We start from the raw sequence: 20,059 nt of genomic DNA, 5'->3' as shown, positions 1-20,059 counted from the left end.
TTACCCATAAGACACTCAGAAGAGAATATGAAACTGCCTGCAAAACACACCAACTACGTATCCGACCACACCTTGTTCATCGCCGAACTGAAGGCCAAGAACCCTGGCATGGAAGCGGGCCAGCAAGCGGGCCGCGCCCTGCTGTGGGACAAGCCGGCCGTCAGCATCGATGAGCAGGAACGCCAGCTGGCGTCGGCCGTCAAGCAACAGGCTTACGTTTACCAGAACAAGAACTAAGATCTGGAACCGGCACGATGTTGCCTGAAGATTCTGCAGTCACGCCGGAAGCCGACGCCTCCGGCGCCAGCGTAGTCATCGAGTCGCCCCCACCTGTCGCAGACGGCGACGGCAGCGGCGACCCTGCAGCATCTGCAACAACGGTAACGGACGCGGCGCCCGCCGCCGACCCGCTGGGCATCGCCCGCCTGTATGGCGAGCCGATGATGCGCATGCCGACGGATTTGTACATTCCGCCGGACGCGCTGGAAATCTTCCTCGAAGCCTTCGAAGGCCCGCTCGACTTGCTGCTCTACCTGATCCGCAAGCAAAACTTCAACATTCTCGATATTCCGATGGCGCAGGTGACCCTGCAATATCTGAAATATGTCGACCAGATCCGCGTGCGCAACCTGGAACTGGCCGCCGAGTATCTGTTGATGGCCGCCATGCTGATCGAGATCAAGTCGCGCATGCTCTTGCCTTCGCGCAAGAGTGACGTCGAGGAAGATGGCGGCGACCCCCGTGCCGAACTGGTGCGCCGCCTGCTCGAGTACGAGCAGATCAAGCTGGCCGCCTACGACCTGAACGCCATCCCCCAGTTCGAGCGCGATTTCGTGCGCACGCAGATTTTCATCGAGCAAAGCCTGACGCCCACCTGGCCCGACGTGGAACCGGTGGACTTGCAGCAGGCGTGGCTCGACGTGCTGAAACGCGCCAAGCTGACCCAGCATCACCGCATCAGCCGCCAGGAACTGTCCGTGCGCGAGCACATGTCGAGCATCCTGCGCCACTTGCAATCGTCGCGTTTCGTCGAGTTCAGCGAGCTGTTCGACATTGCCGGCGGCGTGCCCGTGGTGGTGGTCAACTTCGTGGCCCTGCTGGAACTGGCCAAGGAAACCCTGATCGAAATCACGCAGGCAGAACCGTTTGCCCCCATCTACGTCCGGCTGGCCTATTCGCCCGCCTGACCCCTTCCCTTTGTCACTGACCACCGTACAACGGGGTTTTAGCGAAAGCAATCCATGAAAATTATTTCCGACATCGAAGAATTGCGCGACCAGCTCAGCGGACAGCTGCGCACGGCGTTCGTCCCCACCATGGGCAACCTGCACGAAGGCCATCTGTCGCTGATGCGCCTGGCGCGCAAGCATGGCGACCCCGTCGTCGCCTCGATCTTCGTGAACCGCCTGCAATTCGGCCCGAACGAAGACTTCGAGAAATATCCGCGCACCATGGCGGCCGACATCGCCAAGCTGGAAAAGGAAGGCGTGTACGTGCTGTTCGCGCCGACGGAAAAGGAACTGTACCCGGAACCGCAGGAATACCGCGTGCGCCCGCCCGATGACCTGGGCAATACCCTGGAAGGCGAGTTCCGCCCTGGCTTCTTTGAAGGCGTGTGCACGGTCGTCACCAAGCTGTTCTCGTGCGTGGGCCCGCGCGTGGCCGTGTTCGGCAAGAAGGATTACCAGCAGCTGATGATCATCCGCAACATGGCGCGCCAGTTCGCGCTGCCGACGGAAATCATCGCTGCGGAAACCTACCGCGCGGACGATGGCCTGGCCTTATCGTCGCGCAATATGTATCTATCGGAAAGCGAACGCGCGGAAGCGCCGGAACTGTACAAGGGACTCAATTTCGTGGCCGAAGAAGTGCGCAAGGGCAATCTGGCCGTGGGCGAACTGGAACAGGCCAGCATGCAGCTGTTGAACAGCCGCGGCTGGAAATCGGACTACATCGCCGTGCGCAAGCGCGCCAACCTGCAAGCACCGAGCGCCGCCGAACTGGCCGCCGGCGAGCCGCTGGTGGTGCTGGCCGCAGCCAAGCTGGGTCAAACCAGATTGATCGACAACCTCGAAATTTAAGCATTGTCACAACGGGGCCATTCGGCCCCGTTTCTTTCTCTACTTCTCCATCCCTACCAATTTCAGTTCGGCAAACAGCGGCTTGTTGCTGCCGCGCGCCGCTTGCAACATGTCGTAGCTGGCCGCATCGAGCACGATTTCCTCTCCCGCCCACAGCTTGCGCTGGTTCGCAGGCAGCCTCAGGCTGCGCAGGATGGCACGTACCTGGGCAGGATCGGCCGCCAGCAGGCGAATGGCGCGCGCATGGCGCTGCGTACCCGTGAGGATGGGCAAGCCGCCCTCGGGGCCACTCTGGCTCAGGCTGACATAATCCTGGCCGCCCACGCGGTGCAGATAGGCATGCCGGCCATCGGCTTCGGCAGGCGGCTGCGCGGCCGGCTCCTGCATCTCGACAGACGCGACAGGTGCAGCGGTGGTTTGCTCAAGGCTCACGCCACAGGCCGCCAACAGGGCCGTGCTCAGGGCGAAAAATAATACGGGTGCTCGACGCATCGTGCGCTCCTTCGTGTCGGGGTCGGGGACAGAGGTGGAATACTGCAGCGATCATGGGCCAAATTATTTGACGTGTAAAGTTAACTTTAGGAAATATTTCATTCCTTTGCGCAATCTCCTGAAACCTGCGGGATCTTGCCTGTCCCGCCAGGCAGGCCAGGCATCATTGTTAATGTAATTTGCACATTGAAATCAAAACTGCCATCTTTATCCATCCATGAATAAAGATCAAAATGATGGCACTGGTTCGCGGCAACAGCATGCGGACCTCCCACCATGACAGGAGAACACCCATGAACACAACATCCAACTCTGCCAAGGTAGCCATCGTCACGGGCGCCTCGCGCGGCATCGGCGCGGCCATCGCCCGCCGCCTGGCGCGCGACGGCATCCAGGTCGTCGTCAACTACGCCAGCGGCAAGGATGCGGCGGACGAGCTGGTGGCAGCCATCGTCGCGGAAGGCGGCGCCGCCATCGCCGTCGAGGCCAACGTGGCCGATGCGGGCGACGTGCAAGCGCTGTTCGATGCGGCCGAAGCGGCTTACGGCGGCGTCGATGTGCTGGTCAACAACGCCGGCATCATGCCGCCCGCGCTGCCCACCCTGGCCGAGACCGACGACGCCACCTTCGACAGCCTGTTCGCCATCAACGTCAAGGGCAGCTTCAACACCATGCGCCAGGCGGCGACGCGCTTGCGCCACGGCGGCAGCGTCGTCAATTTCTCGACCAGCGTGATCGGCCTGGCCCTGCCCGGCTATGCCGTCTACGCCGCCACCAAGGCGGCCATCGAGACGATGACGAATATCTTTGCCAAGGAACTGCGCGGCAAGAACATCACCGTCAATGCCATCGCCCCCGGCCCCACGGCCACGGCCCTGTTCTTGAACGGCAAGACGGAAGAAACGATAGCGCGCATGGGCAAGATGGCGCCTCTGGAACGCCTGGGTACGCCGGACGATATCGCCGCGGCCGTGGCTTTTTTGGCCGGGCCGGATGGCCGCTGGGTGAATGGACAAACGTTACGTGCGAATGGCGGCCTGGTGTAAGCAAGGCGCGAACTGACGAAAAAAACGCTGCCGGTTTGCACGGGCAGCGTTTTCTTGATAACGGTCAAGCCTGGATCAGGCGCCGGCTTTTTCCAGCTTCTCGAAAATCTTGTTCAGCTTTTCATCGAGGGTCGCGGCCGTGAACGGCTTGACGACATAACCGCTGGCGCCAGCTTGCGCGGCGGCGATGATGTTTTCTTTTTTCGCTTCGGCGGTGACCATCAGCACGGGCAGCTTGGCCAGTGCGGGATCGGCGCGGATATGCTGCAGCATCGTCAGGCCATCCATGTTTGGCATGTTCCAGTCCGACACGACGAAATCGAACGATTCCGCGCGCAGCTTGGCCAGGCCCATCACGCCGTCTTCCGCCTCATCGACGTTGGCATAACCCAGTTCCTTCAACAGATTCCGGACAATGCGGCGCATCGTCGAAAAATCGTCAACGACTAAAAATTTCATCTTTGGATCAGCCATGAATAACTCCGTTGTTTCTGTAGCGGTTTGTTAATAATATCGACATGAATGCCGACATTATGGTCGACACTACGGCAGCAAGTTGTAGGATAGCATTTTCGTTGCTTTTAGGCGAACAAACTTGCCTCAGATCATATAAAACGTGGCTTACACGCGCAAAGCACGCATACCATGCGCCGCCAGGTGTCCCAGCACCATGCCAGGCAGCGCCGTCAAAGCGCCGACCTCATGCGTAGCACCGACAGCGATCGCCTCGCGCGGCATGCCGAACACCACGCAACTGGCTTCATCCTGCGCAAAATTATACGCTCCTGCGGCCTTCATCTCCAACATGCCTTGTGCGCCATCCTTGCCCATGCCGGTGAGGATCACGCCGACGGCATTTTTACCGGCCGATTGCGCGGCCGAACGGAACAGCACATCGACGGACGGGCGGTGGCGGTTCACCGGTTCGCCCTGGTCGATCTTGGTCATGTAGTTGGCGCCGCTGCGCGTCAGGGTCAGGTGCGAATGGCCGGGCGCGATGTAGGCGTGGCCGGGCAGCACGCGTTCGCCGCCTGCCGCTTCCTGCACCGAAATCTTGCACAGCGAATCGAGGCGGCGCGCGAACGAGCGCGTAAAGCCTTCCGGCATGTGCTGCGTGATCAGGATGCCGGGGCAATCGGACGGCATCTGCATGAGGAATTCGCGGATCGCTTCCGTGCCGCCCGTCGAGGCGCCCACGATGATCAGCTTTTCGCTCGACGTCAATGGACTGCGCAGGGCAGGCAGCGGCGCGGCCACCTTGTCGCCGGCCGACGGCAGGGTGCGCGCGCGGATGCGCGCCTTCGAGGCGGCGCGGATCTTGTCGGCGATCATGTCCGTGTACTCGCGCATGCCACTCTGGATCGAAATCTTCGGCTTGGTGACGAAATCGACGGCGCCCAGTTCCAGCGCGCGCATGGTGATTTCCGAGCCGCGCTCGGTCAAGGACGACACCATCAGTACCGGCATCGGGCGCAAGCGCATCAGTTTTTCCAGGAAGTCCAGGCCATCCATCTTCGGCATCTCGACGTCGAGGGTCAGCACGTCGGGATTGGTCTGCTTGATCATCTCGCGCGCCACCAGCGGATCGGGCGCCGCGCCCACCACTTCCATGTCGGGCTGGCTGTTTACGATTTCCGTCATGACGCTGCGGATCAGCGCCGAGTCATCCACGATCAATACCTTGATCTTCATAGTTATCCTTCCAGGCCTTGCGGCCCGTATTCTTTATTAAATTAGTACACCGGACAAACCGCCGCAAGCCGCACAGCGCGACGCGCAGCAGGTTTGGTCGGGTGTTTGTCAGAACAGTTCGACTTCGCCGCCCACCGGCGCGACCTTGAGGCGGCTGGCGTAATCGAGTTCGCGGCGCACCAGCGTATCGTTATGCGTCTGCATCAGCTTTTTCACCAGCACCTTGCCGCTGCGGGGGAAGAAGTAGACCTTGCGCGGGTGGATGTCGTTGAGGTCTTCGGCCACCACGCGCATCTTTTCCGCTTTCAGGTAGTTGATGACGAAGGCCGCATTGCGTTCGCCGACGTTGATCGCCGTGAAGCCGCGCAGCACGGCGCCGCCGCCGAACACTTTCGCTTCCATGTTCTCGCGCCGCGCGCCCGCCTTCAGCAAATCGTTGATCAGGATTTCCATGGCGTAGGTGCCATAGCGCATCGACGCGGAAATCGGGCTGTTCGGGTCGCTGCCGCCATCGGGCAGCATGAAATGGTTCATGCCGCCCAGGCCCGTGACGCGGTCGCGGATGCAGGCCGAGACGCAGGAGCCGAGCACGGTGACGATCAGCATGTCCTTGTTGGTAAAGTAGTACTCACCAGGCAAGATCTTAGCGGCGTCACAGTTGAACGTCCTGTCGTAATAGACGTTAGTGGCGAATTGCTCTTTGGATTCCAGGCTCATATTTCACTCTCATGTACGATGCGACGTTGCCTTGGGCGCGGCGCCCCGGGGCTGGTCGAGCTCATAGACTGTTTTACCGCGCAGCTTCAATGAATCCGACACGTACAGAAAATTCTCCGAATGGCCCGCAAACAGCAGGGCATCAGGCTTCATCAGTGGCACAAAGCGCGACAGGATCTTGCGCTGCGTCGCCTTGTCAAAATAAATCATCACGTTGCGGCAAAAGATGACGTCGAACTGCCCCGTCAATGGCCAGCCGTCGGCCAGCAGATTGAGCGGCTTGAAGGTGATCATCTGGCGCAGTTCCGGACGCACCCGCACCTGTCCTTCGCGGTCGCCCTTGCCGCGCAAGAAAAAGCGCCGCGCACGGTCGGCCGGCATCTTGTCGAGGCGGTCCAGGTTGTAGACGCCATTGGCGGCCGTGGCCAGCACGTTCGTGTCGATGTCCGTGGCGATGATGGTGACGGGCGGCGTGAGCGTATTGAACGCCTCGCATACCGTCATGGCGATCGAATACGGCTCCTCGCCAGTGGAACTGGCCGAACACCAGATGGTGATCGGCCCGCTCAATTTTTTCACATGCTCGGCCAGCAGCGGGAAGTGATGCGCCTCGCGGAAGAACGACGTCAGGTTGGTCGTCAGCGCATTCGTGAACGCTTCCCACTCGTCGCCCATGCGGCCCGCTTCCAGGTCATCCAGGTAGCGGACGAACGAGGAGATGCCGGTCGCGCGCAATCGCCTGGCCAGGCGGCTGTAGACCATTTCCTGCTTGCTGTCGGCCAGCGCGATGCCGGCCCGCTTGTAAATCATGGCGCGGACCCGTTCAAAGTCCTTGCCAGTGAAATCAAATTCCTTGACCGAATCCGTTTTAGTTTGCGGCATTTGTTTTTACCTCTCTATGACTACTCTGACCAATGCCTTTGCAAGTATAACTAGCGGGACCGGGTTGGCGTTAGAACTCTTCCCAATCGTCGCCGCCGGCCGCCGCCAGCTTTTTCGCGGGCGGTGGCGAGCCGGCTTGCGCCGACTTTGCCAACCGCCGTGTATTTGCCGCCACACTCGGTGCCGGCCGTGCCGCCACATGCACAGGCACCAGCGCGGGTGCGGGCATGGCCGCCTGCGCCGCGCTCTCGCCATCGAGCTTGAAGATGCTGACGGCGTCGCCCAGATTCTGCGCCTGCTCCTGCATGCTTTCGGCGGCCGCCGCCGCTTCCTCGACCAGCGCCGCATTTTGCTGCGTCATCTGGTCCATCTGCGCGATGGCCTGGTTGACCTCTTCGATACCGTGGCTCTGTTCCTGCGTCGCCGCCGTGATCTCGCCCATGATATCGGCCACCTGCCGGATCGACGTGACGATCAGGCCCATGGTCTGCCCCGCCTCGTCCACCAGGCGGCTGCCGGCATCGACCTTGTCGACCGAGTCGCCGATCAGGCCCTTGATTTCCTTGGCTGCGCCGGCCGATCGTTGCGCCAGATTGCGCACTTCCGACGCCACCACCGCAAAACCGCGTCCCTGCTCGCCTGCGCGCGCCGCTTCGACGGCCGCATTCAACGCCAGGATATTCGTCTGGAACGCAATGCCGTCGATGACGCCGATGATGTCGACGATCTTGCGCGAGCTGTCCTTGATGGAACCCATGGTATCGACCACTTGCGCCACCACCTTGCCGCCCTGCTCCGCCACCGACGATGCCGACACGGCCAGCTGGTTGGCCTGGCGCGCGTTGTCCGCGTTCTGCTTCACGGTCGACGTCAGCTCTTCCATCGACGACGCCGTCTCTTCGAGCGAACTGGCCTGCGTTTCCGTGCGCGCCGACAGGTCCGCATTGCCGCTGGCGATCTCGCGCGAGGCTACGGTGATGGTTTCCGTTCCCTTGCGTACGTCGCTGACGGTCTGCACCAGGCTCTCGTTCATGTCCTTCAATGCCTGCTGCAGCGCGCTCGTTTCATCCTTGCCTTCGACCACCACGCGCGACGTCAGTTCGCCGGCCGCCACCTTCTGCGCCACGGCCACTGCGCCGGACAGCGGCACCGTGATCGAGCGCGTGATGAAGATGGCGCACCAGGCGCCGATCGCCACCGCCGCGCCGCCCAGGATGAACAGTACCGTCATCAGGCGCGCATCGGCCGCCAGCGAGTCGTCCATGAAGCTTTGCTGCGCCACGTGCTGCAAGTCGAGCAGCTTGTTGATATCGGCCAGGGTCGTCTTGTTCAAGGGATCGATGCGGGTGGCGATCACCTTCGCCGCGCCCTCGCTGTTAAACGCCAGCACCTGCCCCATCGCTTCCTTGAAGGCGGCATCGACTTCGCCGTCGACCTTGGCGATATTGGCCAGCAGCGCCTTTTCGCCATCGGACAGGCCCAGGGTGGCCAGCTTGCCGCGCGCGCCGTCGTACAGCTTGCGCTGCGCGCGCACCTTGCCCTCTTCCGCCTGCATCAGGGCCACATCGCCCTGCAAGCCGATATTGCGCATGGCGATACCGGTTTCCAGCATCGCGCTTTTCATCAGCGACGCCTGCGTATTCTTTTCGCTTGCCAGCTCCAGGCCCGTGAGCAGCTGGGCCTTGTTACGGTAATTCAGTGCATTCGCCGAAACGATCACCACCACCAGGATGGCGAGGATGCTGCCAAAACCTATCCCCAGCCGGGTGCCTATCTTGAAATCGCGCAAACTCATTACAGTCTCCAATATTTATGTGAACGGCGCCCGTTCAACCGGACGGCGCCGTGTTGTGGCCTGGTCTCTGTCGGACCTTGCAGCCTGCCGGCGCGCCTCTAAATACTATTCGCGCCGGTACATGCATATCTGTAGTGATTCTTTGCGTGGTAAAACGGCGGCGCACCGGGCGCCGCCTTGCTGCCATGCGGTGGCTTACGCCGCCAGCTTGTCGATCAGGCCCATCTCGCTGCTCGACATCAGCTTGTCGATGTCGACCAGGATCAGCATGCGCTCGTCGATGGTGCCCAGGCCGATCATGTAGTCGGTCGAGAAGGCGGTGCCCATTTCCGGCGCCGGTTTCACCTGCTCCGGCGTCAGGGTGGTGACGTCGGAAACGCTGTCGACCACCATGCCGACGATACGGCCGCCGATGTTCAGGATGATCACCACCGTGAACTGGTCGTACACAGGCGTACCCAGGTTGAACTTGATGCGCATGTCGACCACGGGGATGATGATGCCGCGCAGGTTGATCACGCCCTTGATGAATTCAGGCGCGTTGGCGATGCGGGTGACCGCTTCGTAACCGCGGATTTCCTGGACCTTCAGGATATCGATGCCGTACTCTTCGGAGCCCAGGGTGAAGGCCAGGAATTCACGGCCGGCGATGTCCTTGCCGTCGCCCGCATTGCTTCCGGATGTTTGTTGAGTATCTGACATGGTGCGTTTTCCTATCTTTATCTATCGGTATTACGAAAAAATGGACTCGTCAGCCAGCTGGCGCGAGGAACGGATCAGGGCGGCGACATCGAGAATCAGCGACACGCCGCCATCGCCCAGGATGGTGGCGCCGGAAATGCCCACCACCTTGCGGTAATTCGATTCGAGGTTTTTCACCACGACTTGCTGCTGTCCCACCAGGTCGTCGACAAACAGGGCCGCCTTGCGCCCTTCCGTCTCGAGGATCACGCAGATGCCTTCCGAAGGGCTGGTAAAGCGCGGCGCGATGTCGAACATCTGGTACAGCGGGATCAATGGCAGGTATTCGCCGCGCACTTTCACCACCTGCCCCTTGCCGCTGATGTCCTTAATGTCTTCAACGGCTGGCTGCAGCGATTCGATGACAAAGCCCAGCGGTAAAATATACACTTCGTCGCCGACTCTGATCGACATGCCGTCGAGGATGGCCAGGGTCAGCGGCAGCGAGATGGAAATCGTCGTGCCGAAGCCTTTCGCGGAACGGATGTCGACGACGCCGCCCATGGCGCTGATATTGCGCTTGACGACATCCATGCCCACGCCGCGGCCCGACACGTCGGTGACGGCTTCGGCGGTGGAAAAGCCGGGCGCGAAAATCAGCTGCCACACGTCGGCGTCGCTCATCGTCTCGGACACGTCCAGTCCCTGCTGCGCGGCCTTGGCCAGGATGCGTTCGCGGTTCAGTCCCGCGCCGTCATCGGATACCTCGATGATGATGTTGCCGCCCTGATGGCTGGCCGAGAGGAACAGCCGGCCGGCCTCGGTCTTGCCGGCGGCCACGCGGGCGGCCGGCATTTCCACGCCGTGGTCGATACTGTTGCGCACCAGGTGCGTGAGCGGATCGACGATGCGCTCGATGAGGCCCTTGTCCAGTTCCGTGGCGGCGCCATTCGTGATGAAGTCGACCTTCTTGCCCAGTTTCGTCGCCAGATCGCGCACCATGCGCGGGAAGCGCGAAAAGACGAAATCCATCGGCATCATGCGGATCGACATCACCGCTTCCTGCAAGTCGCGCGTGTTGCGCGTCAGGTGGCTGACGCTGTCGAGCAGTTTTTCATGCAGCATCGGATCGAGCGCACTGGCGCGCTGTTCGATCATCGCCTGCGTGATCACCAGTTCGCCCACCAGGTTGATCAGCTGGTCGACTTTCTCGATCGAGACGCGGATCGACGACGATTCGGCGCCGGCCTTGTCGCCTTCTTTCTTGGCCGGTTTCTTTTCCTGCTCCGCTTCGGCCACGGCGCTGGCCACGGCTGGCGCGGCGGCCGCGCTGGCGTTGCCCGCCTTGGCCGCGTCGGCGCGTATCTGTTCGAGGGGCTGGAAGAAACCGTAGCCCTGTTCGGCGTCGCTCTGCACGCCGGCGGCGGCGCGGATATCCTCGAGCGGCTGGAAGAAGCCATAACCGGGGTCCGTCGCGCCCTGCGCGCCAGGCGTGCCTGGCAGCGGGTCGAAGAAACCGTAGCCCTGGGCTTTTTCCTGCGCCGCGCGGGCCGCTTCGGCTTCGCCTGGCGCCAGTGGCGGCGCCTGCGTGATCACCATGTCGTCGGGATTGAGCACGAACGAGCAGATGGCCAGGATGTCATCGAGGCTTTCATGCGTCGTCACTTCCAGCACCTTGCGCGCGTCGGGCAAGGCGGACACGGCGACATCGCCCAGCAAACCCAGTTCGGCCGCCAGCGCATCGACTTCGCGCGACTCCATGGCCGGCAGTTCCAGGCGGATGCGATGGCCGCCGGCATGGCTGACGGCGGCTTTTTCCGCCGTATGGAAGGCCGGTGCGACGGGCGTAAGCGCAGCCACGGGCACGTCCTGCGAAAACGACTGCAGCATCATGCGCACATTGGCCACGGCATCCTGGTCGACGGCACTGCCCAGACGGTGGCCGTCGAGCTGCATCTTGAGGATATCCTTGGCCGCCAGGAAGGCATCGACGTGTTCCGCCGTCAGGGCCATCTGGCCCTGACGGATACGGTCGAGCAGCGACTCGAGGATGTGCGTCACCTCGCTCATGTCGGAGAGGCCGAACGTCGATGCGCCGCCCTTGATCGAATGGGCGGTACGGAAAATGGCATTCAGGTCTTCGGCGTCGGGCGCCGCAATATCAACGGCCAGCAGCAGCCGTTCTTTTTCAGCCAGCAGTTCTTCGGCCTCATCGAAAAAGACCTGAAAAAACTGGCTAATATCGATGGTCATAGGGTGACTCCGTCAATTGCATCGTTGCACTGCGCGGCTGGCATCAGCCGATCACCTTCTTGACCACTTCGATCAGGCGTTGCGGATCGAACGGCTTGACCAGCCAGCCATTGGCGCCGGCGGCACGTCCTTTCGATTTCATCTCGTCCGACGACTCCGTCGTCAGCATCAGGATGGGTACCTTCTGGTAGGTCGGCAGTTCGCGCAACAGCTTGATCAGTTCCAGGCCATCCATGCGCGGCATGTTCTGGTCCGTCAATACCAGGTCCACGGTTTGCAGCTTGGCTTTTTCCAGTCCGTCCTGGCCGTCGACGGCCTCCACCACCTGGTAACCGGCGGCTTTCAGGCTGAACGCCACCATCTGGCGCAATGAGCTGGAATCGTCCACTGCAAGTATCGTTTTGGCCATCTTTGCTCCCACTTATTCCGGGCATCCTGCCCGAGTATTTGATTAATCAATCCATGCAACCACAAGCGCTCCGCACTGGCATGCTAGAACAGCTCGATGTCGCCACTTTCCAAATGCTGTTGACTGACAGCCTTGCGCAGCACGCTGCGCAACTCCAAGCTTTGAATCGCCAGCGCCATGCTGACCCGCCCCAGCAAGGCGACAATTTCTTCATTGTCGCTCTCCGGCAACATCTCAGCGCCATGCTCGCCCAGGGTCCCGAGGAACTCGCGCAAGCCCGTCACGCGCTTCAAGGTGCGCTCGATCAGCTGGCTGGTCATGTCCTGGAATTGCAAGCTGGTGATGGCCGCATTCACATAGCCCCCCACCTCATCCTGCAACGCCAGCAGTTTTTCGCGCTGCTGCTCGGCCGGAATACCGCCGTCGAGCAGCAAGGCGATGGTGTCTTGCTGCGCAGCGACGGCTGCGTGTATCGCCATGAAATTGAAGGACAGCTTCTCGATCGCCTCTTCCAGCAAGATGCCGGTCTGCACCAGGTCGGTTTCCACCTCCGTCAAGTGCTTGCGGCCATGGTCCGACACGCCAGACAGCAGGCGCTTTACATGCGAGCCAAGTATTTTCTTTCTTGTCATAAAGGTCTCATTGTTTCAATACACCACGCGTCGACAGCCTTGCGTGTTATTTTTTCGCCGCTGCCGGGGCGGGGACTGTCGCCGCGGGCGGCGCACCGGCCGCCAGCCCTGACGCGACAGCGGCGGAAGCGGCATCGGTCACCGGCAGCTCGATCGCCGAACCATCGCGCAGGACATTTTCTTCCGTGCGTTTGTTCATGACGATGATGCTGATGCGCCGGTTGATCGGATTGAAGGGATCGAGCTTGTCCAGGTGGGCGGCCGAACCGAGGCCCACCACGCGCAAGACTTTTTCTTCCTTCATGCCGCCGATCACCAGTTCGCGCCGCGATGCATTCGCGCGGTCAGCCGACAATTCCCAGTTGCTGTAGCCGGCATCGCTCATGTAGGGCGTCGAATCCGTATGGCCGGACAGGCCGATGCGGTTTGGCACTTCATTGAGCACGAAGCCGATCGCGTGCAGGATTTCCTTGGTGTACGGTTGCAGATTCGCATTGGCGAGCGCAAACATCGGACGGTTCTGCTCGTCGACGATCTGGATGCGCAAGCCTTCGCTGGTGATATCGAGCAGCAACTGGTTCTTGTATTTTTTCAGCAGGGGATTGGCGTCGATGGTCGCTTCGATGCGCGCCTTGAGCGCCTGCAGGCGCTTGCCCTCTTCGCGCTCGAGCGCGGCCTTGGCGGAATTGAGGTCGAACGATTTGCGCTGCTGCTCTTCCTGCGCCTTGCGCACCTGCCCATCCTGGCGCGACAAGTCCTGGCCGCCGCCCTGGATCACGGAATTGCTCTCGCCGCTGCCTGAGCCGCCCGCCATCGCCACTTTCAAGGGCGTCTTGAAGAATTCGGAAATGCCGTTCAAGTCGCCCTTCGAGGTGGAGCCCAGCAGCCACATCAGCAGGAAAAAGGCCATCATGGCCGTGACAAAGTCGGCGTAAGCGATTTTCCACGCCCCGCCATGGTGCCCGCCAGCCGTCTTCTTGATACGCTTGACGATAATCGGGCGCATGCCTTCATCGGCCATGGCGTCCCCCTTCCGTGTGCTGCAAATGACTCATGGTATCCAGGCGTATATTCACTGCTTACTTCGTTTTCGATTTCTTGATATGGTCTTCGAGCTCGTTGAACGTCGGGCGCTCGGTCGAGAACAGCACCTTGCGGCCGAACTCCACGGCCAGCGCCGGCGCATAGCCGTTCAGGCTGGCCAGCAGGGTCACTTTCACGCACTGGAACATCTTGCTCGACTCTTCCAGCTTCTGCTCGAGCAGGCTGGCCAGAGGACCGACGAAACCATACGCCAGCAAGATGCCGAGGAAGGTGCCGACCAGCGCGTGCGCGATCAGCATGCCCAGCTCGGCCGGCGGGATGCCCACCGACTCCATCGTGTGCACCACGCCCATCACGGCGGCGACGATACCGAACGCGGGCAAGCCATCGCCCACCTTGGCGATCACGTGGGCCGGCACGGCGCCTTCGTGATGGTGCGTCTCGATTTCGTTGTCCATCAGGTTTTCGATCTGGAACGCGTCCATATTGCCCGACACCATCAGGCGCAGGTAATCGGTCATGAATTCGACGATGTGGTGATCGGCCAGCACGGCCGGGTACTTGGAAAACAGCGGGCTTTCTTCGGGCTTGTCGATATCGCCTTCGATCGACATCAAGCCTTCCTTGCGCACCTTGCTGAGCACTTCGAACAGCAAGGACATCAGTTCCATGTACAGCTCTTTGGTATAGCGCGAGCCCTTGAACAGGCTCGGCAAGGCGGCGATTGTTGCCTTGATGGCCTTGTTATTGTTACCAACAAGGAAGGCGCCCAGGGCGGCGCCGCCGATCATCAGCAACTCCAGCGGCTGGAACAGCGCCGCCAGATGGCCGCCGGCCATTGCGAAGCCGCCAAAGACCGAGGCGCAAACGATGATGTATCCGATTATGACTAACAAGTGCCCTGACTCCCAATAATGGCCGGGGCTGTGTGCCCGGCATGTTCAAACCTGTTCCTGTCTTCTGGCGGCTGCGCCGCCGGCAAGGACAGTGGCAAAAAAGTAACCGAAAGTTAATTGAAATGCCCCGCTTTTCAACGCAATTCCGAGAAAATGCCGTGTGGAACTACAATAACGTGAGATTGCCCCACGGGCAAGCAAATAACGCAGACAATTGCTTAAAAGCACCATATGTAAAGCAAAGGACCACCCTCTGTGGCGGCGATGGTCTTATCGGGCTTGCGTGCCGCAATCTGGAATTCGTAACTAAGAAGCATGCTGCCGGGCAACATTTCCCTTTCCGCCTTGCTCCACAGGGCTGCCATCGCCGCCGGCGACAGGTAGGCAAACACCACGTCGTAGCGGCCGAAATCGAGCGCTTCGTAGTCGCCGCGCAGGAAGCGCGCGCGGCTGCCCGCCAGCTTCGCGCGCAAGCGGCTTGCCAGCCACGGCAGCGGCGCCAGTTCGATGCCGGAAAACTGCCCGTCGGACCGGCGCCGCGCCAGGTCCAGCACCAGGCCGCCCAGGCCGCTGCCGATATCGATCAGGCGCACGCCGGGACGGTCCGCGATCAGCCCGGCCACGGCCTGCCACACCTTCGGCCCCGACGGATAAAACGGCACTTGCGTGCGAAATGTGGACCAATACAGGCTCAGCAGGAAAACAAAGGCCGCCAAGAACACGGCCGGGGGCAAATCGAGCAGGCTGGCGGCCAGCAAGGCGGGCGCAAACAGCAGGCCGATGGCGCACCACCAGCGCGCCAGTCCCGCGCGCCACGTGATGAGCGCCGCCAGCACGCCCTGCACCAGCGCCACGACCGGCAGCGACATAGCGACGCCGACGCGCGCCAGGCCATATACCAATAGCAACATCAAGGGAAAGGCCAGCACCTGGATCAGGATGGCCTTGAGCGCGGGCGCGCGCAGGATTTGTTGCAGCATGGGGTAGTCGAAAGAGGAAAACGCCAGTGTAAGCGATGCCGGCATGAAAAAGCCGGAGTGCGGTCAGGCGACCGGCTCCGGCTAACTCTTTGTCTTGTATCTCTGTCTTATATATGTATGGCTCAGACAACCACACCCGGCGATGCACCAGCGGCCGCTTCATCGCGCGCTTTCTTGGTCTTGCCGGCACGCGAAGGCATGTGGCACAGGCCGCACACATAATCGGCGTTCAGGTCGAGGCAGTTGACGACGAACTTGCCGCCGCACTTGCCGCAGGGCGCCATGTCCAGCATCTTGCTGCTGAAAAAGCGCACCAGGGTCCAGGCCCGGGTCAGCGACAGCAGCGGCTCTTCGCCCGCTTCGGGCGGCATCTGTTCCAGATACAGTTTATACGCCTTCATCACGGCTTCGATGCCCGTGGCGCCGGCGTGGTCGACGAGGAATTTGTGGATATTGATGAACAGCGAGGAATGGATATTCGGTTGCCAGGTGATGAACCAGTCGGTGGAAAACGGCAGCATGCCCTTGGGCGGCGAGACGCCCTTCAATTCCTTGTACAGATTCAGCAGGCGTTCGCGCGACAGCGAGACTTCCGTCTCCAGCAGTTGCAAACGGGCGCCCAGCTGTATCAATTCGATGGCCAGCTGGATTTCCTGCGCTTCCGATACGACACTTTTCTTGGCCATGCTGTGTACTCCGCTACTGACTGATACTGACTGAAGGTTGTTGCATCAAGCGATTTCTTCGACGCCCTGACCGGCCATCAAGATGGCTGCATGCGACTGGGCCAGCGAACGGTCTTTATTGTAGTTCGTCAACATGCCCAGGATGGCGCTGTCGTCGAAGCGGAAGCGGGCCAGCATCATGTTGCCGCCAGCAAGCTTGAGGATCTGCGCATTGCTCATGCCTTCGATCAGTTCGGCGATTTCGGCGGCGATGCCCAAACGGAAGATGGCCGTTACCTTGTCCGCACGAATCATTTGCTGGGCCAGCATCAGGTAGCTCAGGTTAGCGTCGCGAATCTCAGCCATCATGTCGTTAGCAGTCATTTCCATCTCCTCAATCCGTTGAATTCAGCTGGCATTGTTTGTTGCCAGTGAGATACATTCTGCAGGAGCAACATTAAACGCAACAGAGGCGCAGCGCTGTATTTTTGGTCGGGGAATAGCGGATGGGATCGTAGGTGTTTGTCTGACAAACACTGCTCGATCATGGTCGCACGCCAGTAACGGCGCGGATGTCGGTGGTTGGCTGCATGCCGGATTTAGCCAATTTTTGGCCTGTAAAAAATATCACTTTTTTACAACAACTTGATCGGAATCAAGCCTGTCTACTTAGATAACGGCTGCCTTGGCAGGAACTTTAGGGCTTTTTTGAAAAATATTTCAAAAACCTGCATTCTTTTTTGGCCGGTTTGACACCGTTCATGTAATCGTTGACGGCGGCGCCTGGCGAAACTTTAGGGTTATTTGAAAATATTTTTAAAAATCGTGATTTTTTTCGTTGACGCCCCGCAGGCTGGCACTTCGCGCGCCTCCTCGAACGCGGAAATGCCGCTTTCCGGCGTGGATTTGCTACACTGCCTGCTTCCGCACAATACTTTAAGCTTCAAGCAATATCGTGCCACTGAGACAAGTATCAATATGAAAGCCACCATGATTTCTCGACATGACTGCAGCGCACGCGACCTCGACGATCCCCTGGCGCCCTTGCGCCAGCAATTCGACTTGCCGCAAGGCGTGATTTACCTCGACGGCAACTCCCTGGGCGCGCGGCCGAAAGCGGCCCTGGCCCGCGCCCAGCACGTCATCACGGCAGAATGGGGCACGGACCTGATCCGCAGCTGGAATACGGCCGGCTGGTTCGACCTGCCCAAGCGCCTGGGCGACCGCCTGGCCCCGCTACTGGGCGCCGGCACGGGCGAAGTGGTGATCACCGACACCACTTCCGTCAACCTGTTCAAGGCCCTGGCCGCCGCCCTGCAGATGCAGGCCAGCGATCCCGCGCATGCCGCGCGGCGCATCATCGTCAGCGAACGCAGCAACTTCCCCACCGACCTGTACATGGCGCAAGGCCTGGCCGCCTGGCTCGATCGCGGTTACCAGCTGCGCCTGGTCGACAGTCCCGAGGAACTGGCGCAAGCGATCGATACCGATTGCGCCGTCGCCATGCTCACGCACGTCAACTACCGCACCGGCTACCAGCACGACATGGCCGCCATCAGCAGCCATTGCCACGCGCAGGGCACGCTGGCGCTGTGGGACCTGGCCCATTCGGCCGGCGCCGTGCCGCTGGACCTGAACGGCGCCGGCGCCGACCTGGCCGTCGGCTGCACCTACAAATACCTGAATGGCGGCCCCGGCTCGCCCGCCTTCATCTGGGTGCCGCAAAAACACCAGGCGCGCTTCCGCCAGCCTTTGTCCGGCTGGTGGGGCCACGCCACGCCGTTCGCCATGGACCCGGGCTTCGCGCCCGCCGACGGCATCGCCCGCGCCCTGTGCGGCACGCAGCCGATACTCTCGCTGGCCCTCGTCGAATGCGGCCTCGATATCTTTGCGCAAACGAGCATGGAAGCCATCCGGCGCAAGTCGCTGGCCCTGACAGACCTGTTCATCGCGCTGGTGGAGCAGCGCTGCGCCAGCCATCCGCTGGGTCTCGTCACGCCGCGCGAGCATGCGCGCCGCGGCAGCCAGGTCAGCTTCACGCACCCGCATGGCTATGCCGTGATGCAGGCGCTGATCGCGCGCGGCGTGATCGGCGACTACCGCGAACCGGCCATCATGCGCTTCGGCTTCACGCCCCTGTACACGAGCTTTGCCGACGTGTGGGATGCCGTGGAAATCCTGCGCGACATCCTCGACACACTAGCCTACGACATCGCCGCCAAGCGCGATGCCGTCACCTGAATCCCCCCATGAGCGACGACAAGAATATGAACAAGGAAAACACCAGCGGCTGCCCCATGCATGCGGGCGGCCAGGATGCGCAGTGGCATGGCGCACAGATGGATTTCAGCGAATCGATGAGCTACGGCAACTACCTGGCGCTGGACCGCATCCTCACGGCCCAGCATCCGCTGTCACCGAACCACAACGAAATGCTGTTCATCGTGCAGCACCAGACGAGCGAATTGTGGATGAAGCTGATGCTGCACGAAATGCACGCCGTGCGCGCCAACCTGCAAAGCGGCGACCTGGCGCCCGCCTTTAAAATGCTGGCCCGCGTGGCGCGCATCATGGACCAGCTGGTGCACGCCTGGGACGTGCTGGCCACCATGACGCCGCCCGAATACACGGCCATCCGCCCCTACCTGGGTGCCTCGTCCGGCTTCCAGTCCTTCCAGTACCGCGAGATCGAATTCATCCTGGGGAACAAGAACGCCGCCCTGCTCAACGTGCACACGACGGCGCCGGACACCTACAAGGTGCTCGACGCCGCCCTGCGCACGCCCTCCGTCTACGACGAGTCGATCAAGCTGCTGGCGCGCAGCGGCCTGTATATCGCCCCCGAGCGCCTGGATGCCGACTGGACCTTGCCGACCAGCACCGACGCTTCCGTCAAGGCGGCGTGGCTGGAAGTCTACCGCGACCCGTCGAAACACTGGGCCCTGTACGAGCTGGCCGAAAAGCTGGTCGACCTGGAAACGGCCTTCCGCTTCTGGCGCTTCCGCCATGTGACGACGGTCGAGCGCATCATCGGCTTCAAGACGGGCACGGGCGGCACGGCGGGCGTCAGCTATTTGCGCAAGATGCTCGACGTGGTATTGTTCCCCGAGCTCTTCGCCTTACGCACGGAGCTCTGATTTCAATTTCAAAAGGAGAAATGATGTCGCCTCTGGTCCTGACCCTGGCCGGCCTGTGGAATTCCGGGCCGCAGCACTGGCAAACCCATTGGGAAGCGCGCCACCCGCAATGGTCGCGCGTGCCGCACGGGGAATGGCAGACGCCGGACAAGGACGAATGGGTGGCGGAGCTCGACCGCGCCATCGCCGCCTGCGAGCGCCCGCCCGTGCTGGCGGCGCACAGCCTGGCCTGCACGCTGGTGGCCCATTGGGCTGCCAGCGGCTCGCCGCACAAGATCGCCGGCGCCTTCCTCGTCGCCCCCAGCGATGTGGAAGCGCCCTCCTACCCCACCGGCACGACGGGCTTTGCGCCGATGCCGCTGCAAGCCTTGCCGTTTCCCAGCCTGGTGGTCGCCAGCGGCGATGATCCCTACGTCAGCTTCGCGCGGGCACGCGCGTTTGCCGCCGCCTGGGGCAGCGATTTCACCATGATCGGCGACGCCGGCCATATCAACGGCGACGCCGGCTACGGCCCGTGGCCGGACGGCGAACAGCTGCTGCTGGACTTCTGCGCCGCGCACCAGCCCTGAACAAGGGCGCGCACACGATAGACGCGCGCCCATTTGCCCACAAGTAAGAACGCAGGCAGAATCGTGGCCTTTCCATTGCGGCGCCCCG

General features: G+C 61.4%; 22 protein-coding genes. 7 read left to right on the top strand and 15 right to left on the bottom strand.

What is annotated here, in order from left to right:
• Window positions 1-27 precede the first annotated feature (27 nt).
• The 3 genes from V3C40_RS13130 to panC are packed head-to-tail and all read left to right on the top strand — an operon-like array spanning window position 28 to window position 2,081.
• Window positions 28-237 carry a DUF3460 family protein gene (locus tag V3C40_RS13130; RefSeq protein WP_035826611.1) on the top strand — a complete coding sequence of 70 codons (210 nt, stop codon included), beginning with the start codon at window positions 28-30 and terminating at the stop codon, window positions 235-237.
• Window positions 238-254: 17 nt separating this feature from the next.
• Window positions 255-1,187, top strand: coding sequence for a segregation and condensation protein A (locus V3C40_RS13125; protein ID WP_331777653.1), 933 nt, complete (start codon window positions 255-257; stop codon window positions 1,185-1,187).
• 54 nt (window positions 1,188-1,241) lie between these two features.
• Window positions 1,242-2,081 carry a pantoate--beta-alanine ligase gene (gene panC / locus V3C40_RS13120; protein WP_058048494.1) on the top strand — a complete coding sequence of 280 codons (840 nt, stop codon included), beginning with the start codon at window positions 1,242-1,244 and terminating at the stop codon, window positions 2,079-2,081.
• A 39-nt stretch (window positions 2,082-2,120) separates the two neighbouring features.
• On the opposite strand, the gene V3C40_RS13115 is transcribed toward panC, so the two are convergent.
• Window positions 2,121-2,573, bottom strand: a complete 453-nt coding sequence (locus tag V3C40_RS13115) for a hypothetical protein (protein ID WP_331777652.1) — start codon at window positions 2,571-2,573, stop codon at window positions 2,121-2,123.
• 293 nt (window positions 2,574-2,866) lie between these two features.
• On the opposite strand from V3C40_RS13115, the gene V3C40_RS13110 reads away from it, so the two are divergent.
• The gene (locus tag V3C40_RS13110; protein ID WP_331777651.1) at window positions 2,867-3,619 is read left to right on the top strand and encodes an SDR family oxidoreductase; all 753 of its coding nucleotides are present in this window, start codon (window positions 2,867-2,869) and stop codon (window positions 3,617-3,619) included.
• A gap of 75 nt (window positions 3,620-3,694) precedes the next feature.
• Here the strand turns inward: V3C40_RS13110 and cheY are convergent, their stop codons facing one another.
• The 14 genes from cheY to flhD form a co-directional block, all read right to left on the bottom strand.
• Window positions 3,695-4,093 (bottom strand): chemotaxis response regulator CheY, encoded by a 399-nt coding sequence (cheY, locus tag V3C40_RS13105; protein ID WP_026132837.1) that lies wholly within the window; start codon window positions 4,091-4,093, stop codon window positions 3,695-3,697.
• 147 nt (window positions 4,094-4,240) lie between these two features.
• Entirely contained in the window at window positions 4,241-5,311 is a 1,071-nt protein-coding gene (locus V3C40_RS13100) for a protein-glutamate methylesterase/protein-glutamine glutaminase (protein WP_035826603.1), read from the bottom strand.
• A 108-nt stretch (window positions 5,312-5,419) separates the two neighbouring features.
• Complete coding sequence (cheD, locus tag V3C40_RS13095; RefSeq protein ID WP_034758343.1) at window positions 5,420-6,028, bottom strand: chemoreceptor glutamine deamidase CheD; 609 nt, start codon at window positions 6,026-6,028, stop codon at window positions 5,420-5,422.
• A gap of 9 nt (window positions 6,029-6,037) precedes the next feature.
• The gene (locus V3C40_RS13090) at window positions 6,038-6,910 is read right to left on the bottom strand and encodes a CheR family methyltransferase (protein ID WP_319992604.1); all 873 of its coding nucleotides are present in this window, start codon (window positions 6,908-6,910) and stop codon (window positions 6,038-6,040) included.
• Between the two features lie 70 nt (window positions 6,911-6,980).
• A complete protein-coding gene (locus V3C40_RS13085) occupies window positions 6,981-8,705 on the bottom strand; it encodes a methyl-accepting chemotaxis protein (RefSeq protein WP_331777650.1) in 1,725 nt (574 codons plus the stop codon).
• 195 nt (window positions 8,706-8,900) lie between these two features.
• Window positions 8,901-9,407 carry a chemotaxis protein CheW gene (locus tag V3C40_RS13080; protein ID WP_034758356.1) on the bottom strand — a complete coding sequence of 169 codons (507 nt, stop codon included), beginning with the start codon at window positions 9,405-9,407 and terminating at the stop codon, window positions 8,901-8,903.
• Window positions 9,408-9,437: 30 nt separating this feature from the next.
• The gene (gene cheA, locus V3C40_RS13075) at window positions 9,438-11,639 is read right to left on the bottom strand and encodes a chemotaxis protein CheA (RefSeq protein ID WP_331777649.1); all 2,202 of its coding nucleotides are present in this window, start codon (window positions 11,637-11,639) and stop codon (window positions 9,438-9,440) included.
• A gap of 43 nt (window positions 11,640-11,682) precedes the next feature.
• Window positions 11,683-12,048, bottom strand: a complete 366-nt coding sequence (locus V3C40_RS13070; RefSeq protein WP_034758362.1) for a response regulator — start codon at window positions 12,046-12,048, stop codon at window positions 11,683-11,685.
• Between the two features lie 83 nt (window positions 12,049-12,131).
• Window positions 12,132-12,680, bottom strand: a complete 549-nt coding sequence (locus V3C40_RS13065; RefSeq protein WP_034758366.1) for a hypothetical protein — start codon at window positions 12,678-12,680, stop codon at window positions 12,132-12,134.
• Window positions 12,681-12,726: 46 nt separating this feature from the next.
• Window positions 12,727-13,701 carry a flagellar motor protein MotB gene (gene motB / locus V3C40_RS13060; protein ID WP_331777648.1) on the bottom strand — a complete coding sequence of 325 codons (975 nt, stop codon included), beginning with the start codon at window positions 13,699-13,701 and terminating at the stop codon, window positions 12,727-12,729.
• Window positions 13,702-13,759: 58 nt separating this feature from the next.
• Window positions 13,760-14,620, bottom strand: coding sequence for a flagellar motor stator protein MotA (gene motA / locus V3C40_RS13055; protein ID WP_034758373.1), 861 nt, complete (start codon window positions 14,618-14,620; stop codon window positions 13,760-13,762).
• Window positions 14,621-14,838: 218 nt separating this feature from the next.
• Window positions 14,839-15,645, bottom strand: coding sequence for a class I SAM-dependent methyltransferase (locus tag V3C40_RS13050; protein ID WP_331777647.1), 807 nt, complete (start codon window positions 15,643-15,645; stop codon window positions 14,839-14,841).
• 77 nt (window positions 15,646-15,722) lie between these two features.
• Window positions 15,723-16,286, bottom strand: coding sequence for a flagellar transcriptional regulator FlhC (flhC, locus tag V3C40_RS13045; protein WP_331777646.1), 564 nt, complete (start codon window positions 16,284-16,286; stop codon window positions 15,723-15,725).
• A gap of 45 nt (window positions 16,287-16,331) precedes the next feature.
• Window positions 16,332-16,649 carry a flagellar transcriptional regulator FlhD gene (gene flhD / locus V3C40_RS13040; protein ID WP_034758381.1) on the bottom strand — a complete coding sequence of 106 codons (318 nt, stop codon included), beginning with the start codon at window positions 16,647-16,649 and terminating at the stop codon, window positions 16,332-16,334.
• Between the two features lie 606 nt (window positions 16,650-17,255).
• Between flhD and kynU the strand changes: the two genes are divergently transcribed.
• Genes kynU through V3C40_RS13025 form a run of 3 tightly spaced genes read left to right on the top strand, consistent with a single transcriptional unit; the run spans window position 17,256 to window position 19,971 of the window.
• A complete protein-coding gene (kynU, locus tag V3C40_RS13035) occupies window positions 17,256-18,506 on the top strand; it encodes a kynureninase (protein ID WP_034758495.1) in 1,251 nt (416 codons plus the stop codon).
• An 8-nt stretch (window positions 18,507-18,514) separates the two neighbouring features.
• Window positions 18,515-19,402 carry a tryptophan 2,3-dioxygenase gene (gene kynA / locus V3C40_RS13030; RefSeq protein ID WP_070306140.1) on the top strand — a complete coding sequence of 296 codons (888 nt, stop codon included), beginning with the start codon at window positions 18,515-18,517 and terminating at the stop codon, window positions 19,400-19,402.
• A 23-nt stretch (window positions 19,403-19,425) separates the two neighbouring features.
• Window positions 19,426-19,971: an RBBP9/YdeN family alpha/beta hydrolase gene (locus tag V3C40_RS13025; RefSeq protein ID WP_331777645.1), complete on the top strand. Its 546-nt coding sequence runs from the start codon at window positions 19,426-19,428 to the stop codon at window positions 19,969-19,971.
• Window positions 19,972-20,059: the final 88 nt, after the last annotated feature.

Source organism: Janthinobacterium sp. LS2A (genome assembly GCF_036543145.1).
Taxonomy (GTDB): Bacteria; Pseudomonadota; Gammaproteobacteria; order Burkholderiales; family Burkholderiaceae_D; genus Janthinobacterium; species Janthinobacterium aestuarii.
Note: the sequence above shows the minus strand (reverse complement) of the source record. Positions and strands in the feature narration are given on the sequence as shown.